This window comes from Exiguobacterium sp. UBA5002, from assembly GCF_002396765.1.
Classification (GTDB): Bacteria; Bacillota; Bacilli; order Exiguobacteriales; family Exiguobacteriaceae; genus Exiguobacterium_A.
This window is the reverse complement of record NZ_DGYQ01000048.1, coordinates 84628-99165: the sequence shown is the minus strand read 5'-3', so window position 1 is coordinate 99165 and position 14538 is coordinate 84628. Positions and strand designations below refer to the sequence as shown.

15 protein-coding genes and 1 riboswitch are annotated in these 14538 nt (G+C 46.0%); of the genes, 8 read left to right on the top strand and 7 right to left on the bottom strand.

The features are described from left to right. Positions 1–112: 112 nt before the first annotated feature. Positions 113–1297 (top strand): class I SAM-dependent rRNA methyltransferase, encoded by a 1185-nt coding sequence (locus B4C70_RS14790; RefSeq protein ID WP_290780689.1) that lies wholly within the window; start codon positions 113–115, stop codon positions 1295–1297. 89 nt (positions 1298–1386) lie between these two features. Here B4C70_RS14790 and B4C70_RS14785 read toward each other — a convergent pair whose 3' ends face one another. Continuing rightward, positions 1387–2379, bottom strand: coding sequence for a zinc-binding dehydrogenase (locus tag B4C70_RS14785; protein WP_290780686.1), 993 nt, complete (start codon positions 2377–2379; stop codon positions 1387–1389). A gap of 109 nt (positions 2380–2488) precedes the next feature. On the opposite strand from B4C70_RS14785, the gene pepT reads away from it, so the two are divergent. After that, entirely contained in the window at positions 2489–3724 is a 1236-nt protein-coding gene (pepT, locus tag B4C70_RS14780; RefSeq protein ID WP_290780683.1) for a peptidase T, read from the top strand. 88 nt (positions 3725–3812) lie between these two features. Here pepT and B4C70_RS14775 read toward each other — a convergent pair whose 3' ends face one another. Further along, positions 3813–4682: a prohibitin family protein gene (locus B4C70_RS14775; protein WP_058713675.1), complete on the bottom strand. Its 870-nt coding sequence runs from the start codon at positions 4680–4682 to the stop codon at positions 3813–3815. Between the two features lie 299 nt (positions 4683–4981). On the opposite strand from B4C70_RS14775, the gene B4C70_RS14770 reads away from it, so the two are divergent. Both B4C70_RS14770 and B4C70_RS14765 read left to right on the top strand, forming a co-directional pair. Continuing rightward, positions 4982–6604: an ABC-F family ATP-binding cassette domain-containing protein gene (locus B4C70_RS14770; RefSeq protein WP_035411871.1), complete on the top strand. Its 1623-nt coding sequence runs from the start codon at positions 4982–4984 to the stop codon at positions 6602–6604. 65 nt (positions 6605–6669) lie between these two features. Further along, the gene (locus B4C70_RS14765; protein WP_052019147.1) at positions 6670–7050 is read left to right on the top strand and encodes an NUDIX domain-containing protein; all 381 of its coding nucleotides are present in this window, start codon (positions 6670–6672) and stop codon (positions 7048–7050) included. Between the two features lie 226 nt (positions 7051–7276). Here B4C70_RS14765 and B4C70_RS14760 read toward each other — a convergent pair whose 3' ends face one another. From B4C70_RS14760 to B4C70_RS14740, 5 genes are all read right to left on the bottom strand, one after another. Continuing rightward, entirely contained in the window at positions 7277–7744 is a 468-nt protein-coding gene (locus B4C70_RS14760; RefSeq protein ID WP_035411867.1) for a hypothetical protein, read from the bottom strand. Positions 7745–7820: 76 nt separating this feature from the next. After that, positions 7821–8768, bottom strand: a complete 948-nt coding sequence (locus B4C70_RS14755; protein ID WP_290780680.1) for an ATP-grasp domain-containing protein — start codon at positions 8766–8768, stop codon at positions 7821–7823. Next, positions 8765–9823, bottom strand: coding sequence for an LLM class flavin-dependent oxidoreductase (locus B4C70_RS14750; RefSeq protein ID WP_290780677.1), 1059 nt, complete (start codon positions 9821–9823; stop codon positions 8765–8767). Before B4C70_RS14750 ends, B4C70_RS14755 begins: the two co-directional genes overlap by 4 nt. A 74-nt stretch (positions 9824–9897) precedes the next feature. After that, a riboswitch (SAM riboswitch) is annotated at positions 9898–10000 on the bottom strand. Between the two features lie 109 nt (positions 10001–10109). Next, positions 10110–10748 carry a DUF975 family protein gene (locus B4C70_RS14745; RefSeq protein WP_214748846.1) on the bottom strand — a complete coding sequence of 213 codons (639 nt, stop codon included), beginning with the start codon at positions 10746–10748 and terminating at the stop codon, positions 10110–10112. A gap of 193 nt (positions 10749–10941) precedes the next feature. Beyond that, positions 10942–11727 (bottom strand): DUF817 domain-containing protein, encoded by a 786-nt coding sequence (locus B4C70_RS14740; protein ID WP_214856585.1) that lies wholly within the window; start codon positions 11725–11727, stop codon positions 10942–10944. Positions 11728–11880: 153 nt separating this feature from the next. Here B4C70_RS14740 and B4C70_RS14735 point away from each other — a divergent pair, with 153 nt between their 5' ends. The 4 genes from B4C70_RS14735 (at position 11881) to B4C70_RS14720 (ending at position 14479) form a co-directional block, all read left to right on the top strand. Continuing rightward, the gene (locus B4C70_RS14735; RefSeq protein ID WP_290780672.1) at positions 11881–12546 is read left to right on the top strand and encodes a YczE/YyaS/YitT family protein; all 666 of its coding nucleotides are present in this window, start codon (positions 11881–11883) and stop codon (positions 12544–12546) included. Between the two features lie 154 nt (positions 12547–12700). Beyond that, positions 12701–13156, top strand: coding sequence for a MarR family winged helix-turn-helix transcriptional regulator (locus B4C70_RS14730; protein ID WP_214856583.1), 456 nt, complete (start codon positions 12701–12703; stop codon positions 13154–13156). A gap of 1 nt (position 13157) precedes the next feature. Further along, on the top strand, positions 13158–13793 hold the full coding sequence (locus B4C70_RS14725; RefSeq protein ID WP_029342971.1) for a nitroreductase family protein: 636 nt from the start codon (positions 13158–13160) through the stop codon (positions 13791–13793). Positions 13794–13843: 50 nt separating this feature from the next. Next, on the top strand, positions 13844–14479 hold the full coding sequence (locus B4C70_RS14720; RefSeq protein ID WP_023469790.1) for a nitroreductase family protein: 636 nt from the start codon (positions 13844–13846) through the stop codon (positions 14477–14479). Positions 14480–14538 lie beyond the last annotated feature (59 nt).

Genomic DNA, 14538 nt, shown 5'->3' with positions numbered 1-14538 from the left:
ACTTGACAGGGAGCAGTTCAGTTTTATTTATATACCAGTTATCCACATGTGGATAACTCCATTTATGGTATACTTATGCCACTTATCCACAAGTAGAAATGAGGAAACTTACATGTCTCGTGAACTTTATCCGATCGTTGTCAAACCAGAATGGATTGAATCGATTCGAAGCGGGTATCCCGCGTTACGCAAGGAAATGTTCGAAGCCTTACAACATGTCAAAGAGGCAGGCGGACTGCTCCATCTGATGACAGAACATAAAGAATACCTCGCGACTGGTTATTTTGGCAAGCAAGAAAAAGGTGTCGGTTGGACTCTCTCCATGGACGAGCAAAAAGCGATTGATGTCGACTTCTTCAAACAACTTTTTGAACAAGCATTAGACAAACGAAACGAATTTTTTGAAGAGTATTCAGAAGCCTTCCGTATTTTTAACGGTGCAGGAGATGGTATCGGTGGTTTGACAATTGATTGTTACGATCATCATTACCTTATTACATTCGAAAATGAAGGCATCTATACATTCCGTCCATTGATTCTTGAAGCTCTTGAATCACTACTGAATTACAGAAGCATTTATGAAAAACGAGATTTCCTCGTCGATCTTCAACCCGTCAAAGGCGACGACTTTTTGAAAGGGGAACGAGGCGATTTTCCTGAAGTCGCACAAGAATACGGTGTGTTGTATGAGTATGACTTGGATGCTGGTATGCGGACTGGTTTTGACATTGCCCAACGTGAACTTCGCCGAATCCTTCTCGATTCCGTCGAACGAAAAACCGTACTTAATCTCTTTTCTGATACAGGAACATTAACGGTAGCTGCCCTTTATGGTGAGGCTACTCAAACGACAAGCGTTGATTTCTCGACACGTAGTCGAAATAAGACAAAAGATAATCTTGTGTTGAACAGTTTTACTCCTGAGAAACAGAAGATTTTAGTTCAGGATGCGTTCGACTACATCGAACAAGCGGATAAGAAGACTCGTTTTGACGTCGTCTTGTTCCATCCGCCCGTACAAGTCAATACACGAACACGTCAGTTTCGGACCGAACAGGATCTCGCTCTTTGGATCCAAAAAGTCATTCATTTGACGAATCGCGGAGGACTGCTTGCGATTACGACAGATAGTCCCGCTCTTGATGCGTCACAATTGAAAAAAGCTGTGGTGCAGGCGTTCAACAAGTTGCGTCAAAAATTTGAAGTCGTATGGGAGCAGCCGGAGCAGAAAGATTTCCCGACTCCTCCTTCCATGCCACAACTCAATCCAAAAAGTATTCTTGTTCGCCGTAAATGACGTGTTATCTAAAAAATCCGCTACTGAATTTTTCAGTAACGGATTTTTTATATTTTAACAGGAAATGTAAAATGAATGGAGAATCATTTTTAATGGGTTGGATATACACTCACTTTACCAAAGTGTGATGTTTGATCAAATCGTTGATAGAGATCGTTTAACGCATCGCGTTCATAGGGAATCTGCTCTTCAATCCGTATTTCAATCACTCCTTCTTCCACTAAACGAATGAGTTCTGCTAAGTGATGTTGCTGTTGCTTCATCTCCTCTACTTTTCCTTTTAGCAACGGGAGCGCGACGAACACAGCTTCAAGTGATAAGGCTTTACTATGCATCATCGTTAAATCTTGTGTCGTCCGTGTCGCGATCGAAATGATGCGTCCCCGCTCTTTTGCGAGTATGAACGATTCTTGTAAATGGTCACCACCCACTGTATCAATGATGACGTCGAATCCATCCAGATCGAGTCGTTTGAGCAATGTTTCAGCTGATTCTTCCTTGTACCGGTGAATGCGAATCCCTTTTGCTTCTAGCCAAGCTGCCTTCTCGTCAGAAGAGGCGCTCGCTGTAACGTCACATCCATAATGACGAGCCAGTTGAACGGTAAGATGTCCTACTCCACCCGTTCCGCCTGCTACATATACGCGGATTCCTGGGGTAATCGCGATTCGCTCTTTTAAAATTTCCATTGCTGTCAATCCAATCACCGGTAAACAACCAGCAACCTCAGCCGATACCCCTTCCGGTCGTAAGACTGCCATTTGTTCAGGCACAAGCATTTCTTCCGCTAACGCACCGGCGCGTTTTCCAAGTCCACCGCCGAATGCGACGATGCGATCGCCGACAGAAAAAGACGTCACACCCTCCCCGACTTCAATCACTTTCCCCGTTACATCACCCTGGAGAATTCCAGTCGTTGAAGCCGCCGCCACATGTCCGAAAAACATCTTCGTATCAAGTGGATTGATGCTTGACCCCTCGATTTGAACCCGTAATTCGTACTTCCCCGCTTTTTCGGGTGTGACGTCTTTTTCTGTAAGTGATGCATTTTTTCCGTACTGATCGACTACGAATGCTCTCATGAAGAATTCCCCCTTTTTCAATATTATTCTATCATGATTCAGAATTCTCTCACATTAGTCGTTCATGCTATGATGAAGATATCTTATGACGAGAAGGGACGTTTTTGATTTGAAACAAGAATTGATTGATCGTCTAACTACATACGTGAAAGTCGATACACAGTCGAACTATGAGAGTATGACTGTTCCAACGACAGAAGGGCAATGGACACTAGCTCGTTTGCTCGTAGAAGAATTAAAGACAATTGGCATGGAAGAAGTCACCGTTGATGATAATGGTTATGTCATGGCGACATTACCTGCCAATACAGACGCAGACATTCCAACAATCGGTTTTCTCGCTCATCTCGATACAGCGACAGACTTCACAGGTACGAATGTCCGTCCACAACTCGTGGAAGCATATGACGGACATCCCATCACGTTAAGTGAAGTGCCATCCGTCATTCTATCGCCAACTGATTTTCCTGCACTGCACAACTACGTCGGTCACACCTTGATGACGACAGATGGGACGACATTACTCGGAGCCGATAATAAAGCCGGAATCGCAGAAATCATGACAGCCATGCATCATTTGATTTCACATCCGGAAATTAAGCATGGTCGCATTCGTGTTGCCTTCACACCTGACGAAGAGATTGGTCGTGGACCACATCACTTTAATGTCGAAGCGTTCGATGCCACGTATGCTTATACGGTCGACGGCGGTCCGCTTGGTGAGCTTGAATACGAGAGCTTTAATGCGGCGGCGGCTAAAATCGTCTTCCACGGAACAAATGTCCATCCGGGAACAGCAAAAGATAAGATGGTCAATTCGCAGAAACATGCGATGGCGTTCCACGATCGTCTTCCCGGAGAAGAGTCTCCTGAATTCACGGATGGTTTTGAAGGATTCTTCCATCTGATTTCATTTGACGGTTCGGTCGAAAAAACGACGCTCGACTACATCATTCGTGATTTTGATCGTGAAGCCTTCGAGGGACGGAAACACTTCTTGTCTGCCCTTGTCGATGAGTGGAACAAAAAGTATGGTGCTGGTAGTGTGGAAATCGACTTACACGATCAGTACTACAACATGCGTGAAAAAATCGAGCCCCACATGCACATCGTTGATATTGCTCATGCAGCGATGGAGTCGCTTGATATTACGCCAATCGTTAAACCGATTCGTGGTGGAACAGATGGATCACAACTCTCATACATGGGACTTCCGACACCGAACATTTTTACCGGCGGTGAGAACTATCATGGCAAGTTCGAGTTCATCTCTGTGGATAACATGGTGAAAGCAACACAAGTCATCATTGCCATCGCTCAAGGTTTTGAACAAGCTTCGCACTAATCAAAAAGCAGATTCTCAGCGCTGAGAATCTGCTTTTTTCACGTCTGCCGTTGTGGTCTTTAAGCGGTTTATCTTATACATATTTCAATTAGTTTTTTTCTTGTGTCGTACCGTCAGGAATCGGTAGTTGAACCATACTCCCTGATCCACTGACAAGTGGTGATTTCCCGTCCCACTTCTTGACAGCTTCGTATTGAATCATTTCTTTCGTCAACGTCTTCTGTAATTCTTTTTGTGCTTTTGCCAACCCTTGAGCTTCGATCAAACGCGCATCGGCTGCTCCTTTTGCTTCTACGCGAAGACGTTCTGCCTCTGCTTTAGCGATTTCAAGATCCGTTTTCTTTTTATCGAGTTCCTGCGACGCTTTGACACGCGCATCGATTGCTTCCTGTGTCTTTTCATCTGGTTTTGGTGCACCGAGTGCGACATCCTCGATGATGAAACCGATGTCCTTGACGTCTTCTGCAAACTGCGTCTGAATGCTCGTCGAGACGTTTCCTGATTTTTCACCGAACAGTTCAAGGACAGTAACTTTCGAGATTTGCTCACGCGACGCATCATAGAGTCGTTGTTTCAAGTAACCTTTGGCAATCTCATCGATTTCGATCGGTCCGAACTTGTTGAAGACTTTTGTCACCTTATCCGGCGAAACGGAGAAGCTGTATGTAAAGTCGACGACGATGTTCTTTCCGTCTTTAGTCGCAAGCGTCATATTATCAAGCGATTTCGTCTGTGTACGGATCGGATACTCCGTCACCCGTGTGATTGGTGAAACGACATGCCAGCCTTGTGATAACGTCTCATCTTTGACACCGCTTGACGGGGTATAAACGACACCAACTTGTCCGGGTTCGATTTGTTCGACGACGAACGGCGTTGTAGCCAGCAGGGCTAATACAAGTACACCGGCGATGATCATCGATGGACGAATTTTTTTCTTCGGTTTGATTTCTCTCATTCTGAATCTCCTTTATCAATCTTTTCTTGGATATAGCGATAGAGTTCCATGCCAAGCAAAACGATGAGGGCGAAAAACAATAACGTGAAAAAGATGGCCATCTAACCCCTCCTCTAGCGAATTCCTTACTTTCTTCTACGCATCCATCTGGAAAATGTTTCATTATTTTAAATATCCGGTTGCTTATTTTTAATTTCTGTCCTAATATGGAAAGAACTTTGCCTGCTCTACGACAGATCATGATTTGTGGTACACTCGAATGAGCACATCACTTACTAGAAACGAGGGTTCATCTCTATATGATTACAGTACAAAACGTCGGTCTTCGCTTTGCGGACCGAAAATTATTCGAAGACGTTAACATCAAGTTCACGCCAGGTAACTGTTACGGTCTGATCGGTGCGAACGGTGCCGGTAAATCAACGTTCTTGAAAATTCTCGCTGGTGACATTGAAGCACAACAAGGCGATGTCATCATCACACCAGGCGAACGCTTAGGCGTCCTTCGCCAGAACCATTACGAATACGAAGAATTCCAAGTCATCGAAACAGTCATGATGGGACACAAACGTCTCTATGAAGTCATGAAAGAAAAAGATGCGATTTATATGAAAGAAGATTTTTCAGATGAGGACGGCATGCGTGCTGCTGAACTCGAAGGTGAATTCGCTGAAATGAACGGTTGGGAAGCGGAGTCGGAAGCAGCGATGCTTCTACAAGGACTTGGCATCAAGGAAGACCTTCACTCGAAAACGATGGCTGAGCTGACAGGATCTGAAAAAGTTAAAGTCTTGCTTGCCCAAGCATTGTTCGGTAAACCTGACATTCTTTTACTCGATGAGCCGACAAACGGACTCGACCTGAAAGCTGTCAAATGGCTTGAAGAATTCTTGATCGGATTCGAAAACACGGTCATCGTCATTTCCCACGACCGTCACTTCTTGAACAACGTCTGTACGCACATGGCGGATCTTGATTACGGTAAGATCCAACTGTATATCGGAAACTATGATTTCTGGTATGAATCAAGTCAGCTTGCTTCGCGTATGGCAAGTGACCAAAACAAGAAAAAAGAAGAGAAGATTAAAGAACTTCAAGCCTTCATCGCACGTTTCAGCTCAAACGCTTCGAAAGCGAAACAAGCGACGTCACGGAAGAAATTGCTTGATAAAATCACACTCGACGACATTCGTCCATCATCACGTCGTTATCCGTTCGTTGGCTTTACGCCAGAACGCGAAATCGGAAATGATCTCTTGATGGTCGATGGTCTCTCGAAGACGATCGATGGCGTCAAAGTCCTTGATAATGTCCGCTTCTCGTTGAACAAGACGGATAAAGTCGCGTTCATCAGCCAGAGCGATATCGCGATCACGACACTATTCAAAATCCTTATGGGTGAGATGGAACCGGACAGCGGTACATTCAAATGGGGCGTCACGACTTCCCAATCATACTTGCCGAAAGATAACTCGGAATTCTTCGAAGGCTCGGATAAGACGATCCTCGATTGGCTCCGTCAGTATTCACCGGCAGATGAGAGCGATACGTTCCTCCGTGGATTCCTCGGTCGGATGCTCTTCTCAGGAGAAGAAGTCATGAAAAAAGCATCTGTCTTATCCGGGGGCGAAAAAGTCCGTTGTATGCTTTCAAAAGCGATGCTCAGTGGTGCTAACGTCCTTGTACTCGACGATCCAACGAACCACTTGGATCTCGAATCGATCACGGCACTCAACGATGGTTTGATCGCTTATAAAGGCGCAATGCTCTTCAGCTCGCATGACCACCAGTTCGTCGAAACGATCGCGAACCGCATCATCGAGTTGACACCAAACGGTATCGTCGATAAAGAAACGACATACGATGAGTATTTGAACAACGATACGATCCAACAGCAATTAACAGCGTTATACGCACAATGATTTTAAAAGAGACCGGAACTGTCGTTTCGGTCTCTTTTTTGAACACGTTGAAGGAGGAATGCGATATGCGACATCGCGTATGCGCTGCGTTGATTGAAGAGCAACAGATTCTAATGGTCGAGTTACATACCCCTTCCCGGACATTTTGGACGTTACCCGGCGGAGGTGTCGAGAACGGTGAAACTAAAGAGCATGCCGTCGTGCGAGAAGTGTTAGAAGAAACGCATCTTCACGTCACGGTCGAACGGAAACTTTACGAGATTTCAATGGATCAAGGAACAGAGACATGTTTTCTCGTTCGCCGTGTCTTAGATAGTCCTGAACCTCGACTCGGGATCGATCCTGAACTATCGCTTGATCAACAAGAATTACGAGCTGTTCGGTTTCGACCATTAAAGGAGCTTCAAGATGATTCACAGATTTCTCGTTTGCGTCGACTATCGTAACGATATAATCTTTGGATTAAATGAAAATTTAATAACCGTATTTATACTTAAAAATAGTAGTCGGTAACTAAGCTTTTTGATAATCCAAAATCGCTCGATCCAGCGATAGAAAACGAGAACGTTATCAAGGTGTCGACTGCCTATCCGTTTTACCGAGTGGTCACAAATCGTATACGAATCGATAAGATATGAAAAAACGGATTCTCAGGCGCGGGAATCCGTTTTTTCATGCATTGTTCTTCTTTTGTTTCGCTGCCTCTTCTTCGACACGTTGCAACAAGGCCTGAACAATTTTCTCGTTTTCTCGTTCGCCACCGAGTGACAAGAGACTTTTCCCAACGAAGTTTGCCCCTTCATTTTTTCCTGTATAAATCAACAGACAACGAGCGTGTCCAAGTGGTTTGAGCGTAAACGTCATCTCAATCTTAAATATTTTAGCTAACGTGAATCCAATCGTATTTTGTTTAAAGTCCGGCTCATTCGTATAGGCTAAATCGGTCACGATATAGGTTTCAAGTCGATTACCCTGCATGTATGTTTGACGATACGTCGAACCGACGACACCCGGTTTTCGTTCAATCACCTCGTGCTGGACGACGTTTGGAATCAAACGCTGCAATCGCGTGTGATCAAACAAGTGCCATGCTTCCTCAATCGGAATATCGAGCTGTCGTTCTTCTCTCCACGTAATCATAGATCCGCCCCCTTTTCTATAGAAATACCCTGTCATCCGGTCTTGTAACGTCCGGTGACAGGGCGAGAGCAGATTCTTATTTTACTGTGCTTGTTTCAAGGGTTGCACCGAGGAACTTCGCTAGTTCGAGCATACCGTAGCGTCCTGCAGCTGCCTCGGCATCCGAATTATAGTTCGTATTCGTATTGACGTCATACGTATAGATCGTACCTGACGCATCCTTAATGAACTCGATGCCTGCGACCGCGATTTGGTTCGCTTGAAGGAATGCTTCATACTTTTGGATGATCGGGTCATCGAAGCCTTCAACGATTTGGAACTTCATCGGTGTTTGCGGTGCTTCTTCACCGACTGGGCAGAACAAGTCGTCGATCACGCATGCATCCGCTGGGCAAAGCTCAAAACCTTCTGATGTATCGACTCGAACCGCGTAGACGAACTTTCCACCTACGAACTCACAACGTGTGATGTACGGTTCTGGTGCTTGAATATACTCTTGAATCAACGTGATGCCATCGACTGGTTCGTCGAATGTCGGACCGTCGAGATAAGCTTCAAGTGCTTCAATCGAGTGGAACAGCTGGACGCCGAGACCTTTTCCGGCACGGTTGTGTTTCGTGATGAATGACGAAACACCGATCTCTTTTGCTGCTTGTACGATTTGATCGCGTCCGACGGCAGCCGTCGTCTTCGGTACACGAATCCCAGCCTTCCGCAACGCCGTGTATTGATTGACTTTGCTGACTTCAAGACGAAGCGCACGCGTTCCGTTAAAGACGGTCCGGTCATGCTCTTCTAACCAAGCGAGGACCCCTTCCGTCAATTCCGGCGCGTAACGATGCCCCCGCGTATGCGAAGAGGCACTCATCCGGCTGTAAAAGACGCCTTCTGGTGGCAGTTCGTCCAGCGGAACCATCCCTTCATTCAAGTGCCACTGTTCATATGGTAATTCGAGTTCTTCGAGACGTTTGATGAGATGGTCCGTCCATTCTTGATTTTCGTGGAGAATATGAATTTTTGTCATGATTGTTGACCTACCTTTCGTTTCGCTTCGACCAGTGGCATTACGTCACGAGCAAAGCGTTCCATTTCTTCAAGTTGTGGTGAGAATTGTAACAAAAGTAACGTGACACCAACGGTTTCGAACGCTAGAATCCGTTCAGCGATTTGTTCTGGTGTTCCGATCAAGTTCGGTCGTAGACCACGGTTCGAGACGGAATAATCGTTCCGCTCGACCTGTTGCTCCAGTTGCGATTTACTGATGAAATCCTGATAACCGGCATAACCGGCGCTGTCTTCCTTGACGTCTGTAATGCGTTGCCACTCAAGAAGCGCTTCTTCTTCCGTATCCCGACAAATGATGTAGGCAGCAAGACCGAAACTCTCGAGCGGTGCGTGTCCCGTCGCTTCCCGGCGTACTTTCATGTCATCGATTTTATGAGCCACTTCTTCGACCGTGCCCCCGTGCATGACGTAGGCATCACAATGTTCGACGATCGTTCGCTTTCCAGCTTCACTCTCTCCACCAGCGTAGAGCTTGATCCCCGGACGCTGGACTGGCTTCGGATGGAGTTCCGCCTGTTCGATCGTGTAGTGATGACCGGAGAAGCTATACGGTGACGCATCTGCCCATAGTCCCTTCATGACCGTGACGAACTCTTCCGTCCGAGCATAGCGTTCATCGTGCGCTGTGAAGATACCGTTGTATTGTTTCGCTTCCTCTGCCCACCACGCTGAGACGACGTTGAGGGTAAAGCGTCCACCACTCAACTGATCGATGTTTGCCGCCATCTTCGCCGTCGTCGCTGGATTATGGAACCCGGGACGAACCGCTGTCATGATCTCAAGGCGTTCTGTTGTTGCAGCAATCGCCGCTGCCGTTGTCCATGCCTCAAGACTCGGTTCCTTGATGCCTTTGATATCGTTCAAGTTCAATTCCGCAATCAACGTCGTCGAGAAGCCGATGCGTTCAGCTGTTTGTGCGACTTGTTTCGCATAATCGAATGTTGCTGGCATCTGTTCATCCTCGACGTTACGTAACCATCCCCCAAAAATCGGTAACCAAAAACCATACTCCACTCCATCGTCCCCCTTATCATAAAAAAACGCTCTTTTCGAAGTTCGAAAAGAGCGACGGTATCTTGTCCTGTCCGCTCTTATCTTCAGAAGGTATTCCTTCCTGGAAGTAGCACCTTCCGCCATAGCGGGGTTGCTGAAGTGTCTTCGGGCCAGTCCCTCGACTTCTCTAGATAAGATGTGTTGCATTCATCGTACAGAATTCATTGAACTAAAGCAACCATTAAACCGTCTTTTCCTATCGGATTTATTTCAAAGAAAAATCCCGACGTAGTGTCGGGATTCCGGATTAATATGGTGCGACGAAATCTGATGTTGGCTCTGGTGCTTGTTCACCACGAACACGATCATAGAATTTGGCAAGCGTGACGCTGAAGTATGGTCCAACCCATAAGACAGCAAGACCAAGTGTAACGATTACAAGTAATGCCCAACCAATGAATGATAGGAAGAGTAAGAATGCTTCCATCTTGTGACCATCCATGAGTTGGCGTGAACGCGTGATGGCCTCGAGGATACCGATCGATGGTTCATCTCGAAGGATGTAGAACGTCAACAAGTAAGAGAATGACTTGATGATACCAGGGATGATTAAGAGTAACGTCCAGAGCGCGATAAAGATGAACTGAACAATGGCCAGCCCCACCACTTTCAGGAACATACCATATGGCTCAAACAAATCCGTCACTTTCGTTTCTTCGCCACGAGCAATCGACATGGCAATCCATGTCCAACCGACTCCTACTGGAATCAATAAAATCGACACCAATGATACAACGAGATCTATACTACTAGACGGCTCATCGATATCCGATCCAAATAAATTAGGAACACCCTGAATAATACTAAACAGCAGAAAAGCTAGGACTGCAAATCCCCAACGACCGCTGAGCGACTCCTTCGCTGCTTTCTTTAATTGAGATGACATGAGTAAGGTCCTCCTTGAAAAATAAGTTCTCACCTTACTCTACGGCTTAAAATTTCTAATGTTTCACTCTTTTTTCAATAATTTCCCGTCTCGTTGCTGGTTGAGCCAAGCACGCTCAAGTTGTCGTCCACATGTTAGAACGAACGTTGAACATCGAAGCGCTTCATCGCAAACGAAATGTCATGTTTTTCGTCTATGTACGCTGATATATCTCCACAGCCGGATCCTGACGCTTGTATTTCGCGACGATGACGATCAAAACCGTGATGATCACAAGCAGGAACCAAGAAGACAATTTTCCAAGATCAACGACTGCCCAGCCTCCTTCCTGATGCGGATAGACCCAGCCTTTAAAGAACGTCACGATGTTCTCCGCGATCCAAATGAAAAAGGCAATCAGTAAAAAGGATAGGACGAGCGGCATCCGGTAGATCGTCTGCTCGATCGTAAAATGAACCCATGACTTATAGAAGACAAGGACGACGAGGACCATCAATAGCCAGCGTGCATCGAAGATCCAATGGTGGGTGAAGAAGTTGAGATAGACGAGACTGCCTACGCTGATCGCAAGCCAAGGCGGTGGAAATGCTGTGAAGCGTAAATGAAATCTTCGGAACGCTTGACAGACATAACTTGCGACACTTGCATACATGAATCCTGCATACAAGGGAACACCCGCCACTTTCGTTAGAGCCTGTTCCGGATAACTCCAAGACCCAACGTTCACTTTGAACAGTTCAAGTGCTAGACCAATCACGTGAAAGAGTAAGATCAGTTTGAACTCTTCCAGCGTTTCATAACGCGTGACAAGTAAGACGATTTGGACGAGAAGACACCATAGCAACAGGAGATCGTATCGCGCGATCGGTTCAGCAGGAAGATAACGTGAAAGAGCAAGCGCTGCGAAAATCATAACGGGAAAGACGCAACAGACGGCTTCTATGTATGTAAAACGAATCAGGTGCCGGATCGCTTTCATCCTGTCATCTCCTTTTTTCTTCAGTATACGTTTCTCTTTCGACCTTCCCCTCCTTCTTAAGATGGAAAAAACGGAAAATTTCGTCTTTCTTCTTCTACTTTCCTCATGATACAGTTAACGAATCAATTATTTTTAAGAAATGAGGTGTTAGACATGACGCGTCATCGTGCTTCCTGGTTATTACGCGCTACGTTAAAGTGGGGACTCTTCCTACTCGGTTTATTTTTACTCGCTCTCGGCTCATCGATGATGATCACGGCTGAACTCGGTGTCTCGACGTGGGATGTATTACATCTTGGTCTCCAAAAGAAGACGCCGCTATCCGTCGGAACGATCATCTTGCTTGTCGGTCTATTACTCGTTTTCGTGAAGTACGCGTTAGACCGCGTCACACCGCAAATCGGAACGCTCGTCAACGCGATTTTCGTCGGTGTCTTCATGAATCTTGTTCTTGGTTCTCATCTCTTACCTTCTTTTGAGTCGATCTGGTTGAATACGCTCTGGCTGATTTTCGGTATCTTCATCATTGGGATGGGCGCTGGTCTGTATGTCGCTATTGGATACGGGGCCGGTCCACGTGATGGGTTGACGCTGACACTTGCAGAGCGCTTCGGAACGTCAATTCGTCTGATGCGGACGATCATGGAAGTCACGGCATGCGGCATCGGTTGGTTGCTTGGAGGACCTGTTTTCTTCGGTACGATCCTCTCGATTTTCCTGATCGGACCGTTCCTGCAATTTTGGTTGTTCTATTTCCGCCGGATCATTGCAGCAATTGATGCAAAAGGACTTCCAGCGTCTGAACGCCAAATTAGCTAAGTCGCCTGACTCGATATCATTCCGCGTGAATGATATCTTTTTTTATGTCAGAAGCAGATAAGTTGCGTCATCAAAATAAACACGTTATATTCGTTTACATATCAATCTTTGATACGTCAAAGGTTTCTTCGAACGAAGGGAAGGATGTGATGGATTGAGTATTTCCTGCACCGAAAAAGGACGTTTGATCTATGCACTCGTCTCCGTCAATAAGACGATTGCTCAAAAATTCGATCTCTGTACGGATGGTTTCAGTCAGACGCGAATGGACCTACTTGCTCAACTACAAGTCGATCAAACGATCAGTCAAAAAGAATTGCAAAAACGCGTCAATGTCGATCACGCGGCGGTGACCCGTCACCTCAAACACCTGGAATCGACAGGGATGATTGCTCGCGAGCGTTCAGCCGCTGACAATCGGGTGATTCTTGTTTCCTTAACGGAACAAGGGGCGACGCGCATTGCACGATTACGCGAACAAAAAGAGGAGTTCCTCGAGAACTTACTCGAAGGATTCTCTGCTGAAGAACAACGGACGTTAGCTGAGATGATTCAACGCATCGAAGCGAACGCCGAAACATTACCTAAATTAAAAGAGGAGTCGCTTTAATATGGCAACGCAAACTCAAACAGACTTCATGGAAATCGTCAAAGGACGCCGTTCGATTCGTAACTACGATACAGACGTGAAGATCTCAAAAGAAGAAATGACACAAATTCTTGAAGAAGCAACACTCGCACCTTCTTCTGTCAACATGCAACCATGGCGTTTCCTCGTCATCGATAGCGAAGAAGGCAAAGCGACACTTGCACCACTCGCGAAATTCAACCAAGTCCAAGTCGAAACATCTTCTGCTGTCATCGCCGTCTTCGGTGACATGAACGCTGTTGATCAACTCGAGAACATCTACGATACAGCTGTCGCAAAAGGGCTCATGCCACAAGAAGTACGCGATCGCCAAGTACCAGCGATCCAAGGGATGTACAGCAGCGTATCAGCAAACGACTTGAAAGACAGCATCTTGATTGACTCGGGTCTCGTCTCGATGCAATTGATGCTCGTCGCTCGTGCACACGGTTATGATACAAACCCAATCGGTGGTTACGAGAAAGATCAAATCGCGGAAGCATTCGGTCTTGAAAAAGAGCGCTATGTACCAGTCATGTTGCTATCGATTGGTAAAGCAGTTGACGCAGGATACCCATCGGTTCGCCTACCGATCAACGACATCGCAGACTGGAAATAAGTTTTTCACACTATAAAAAAGAGAAAACACACAAGGGAGATTGAATAATTATGACTACTCAAACAACAACGGACTTCATGGAAATCGTTAAAGGACGTCGCTCGATTCGTAACTACGACACGAACGTAAAAATTTCAAAAGAAGAAATGACACAAATCCTTGAAGAAGCAACACTTGCACCTTCTTCTGTCAATATGCAACCATGGCGTTTCCTCGTCATCGATAGCGAAGAAGGTAAAGCGACACTCGCACCACTCGCAAAATTCAACCAAGTTCAAGTCGAGACATCTTCTGCCGTCATCGCTGTCTTCGGTGACATGAACGCGGTCGACAGCATCGAGACAATCTACGACATGGCTGTTGAAAAAGGTCTTATGCCACAAGAAGTACGTGATCGCCAAGTACCAGCCATCAAAGGTTTCTACCGTCCAGAAGACGTTGAAACATTACGTGATAGCATCTTGATCGACTCAGGTCTCGTTTCAATGCAATTGATGCTCGTCGCTCGTGCACACGGTTACGATACAAACCCAATCGGTGGTTACGAAAAAGACCAAATCGCAGAAGCATTCGGTCTTGAAAAAGAGCGTTACCTCCCAGTCATGTTGCTTTCAATCGGTAAAGCCGTGGACGCAGGATACCCATCGGTTCGTCTACCAATCGCTGACATCGCAGAGTGGAAATAAGCGATCTCACTCAGTCCGGATTTCTTTCATAGGAATCCGGCTTTTTTGTATACTCAAAG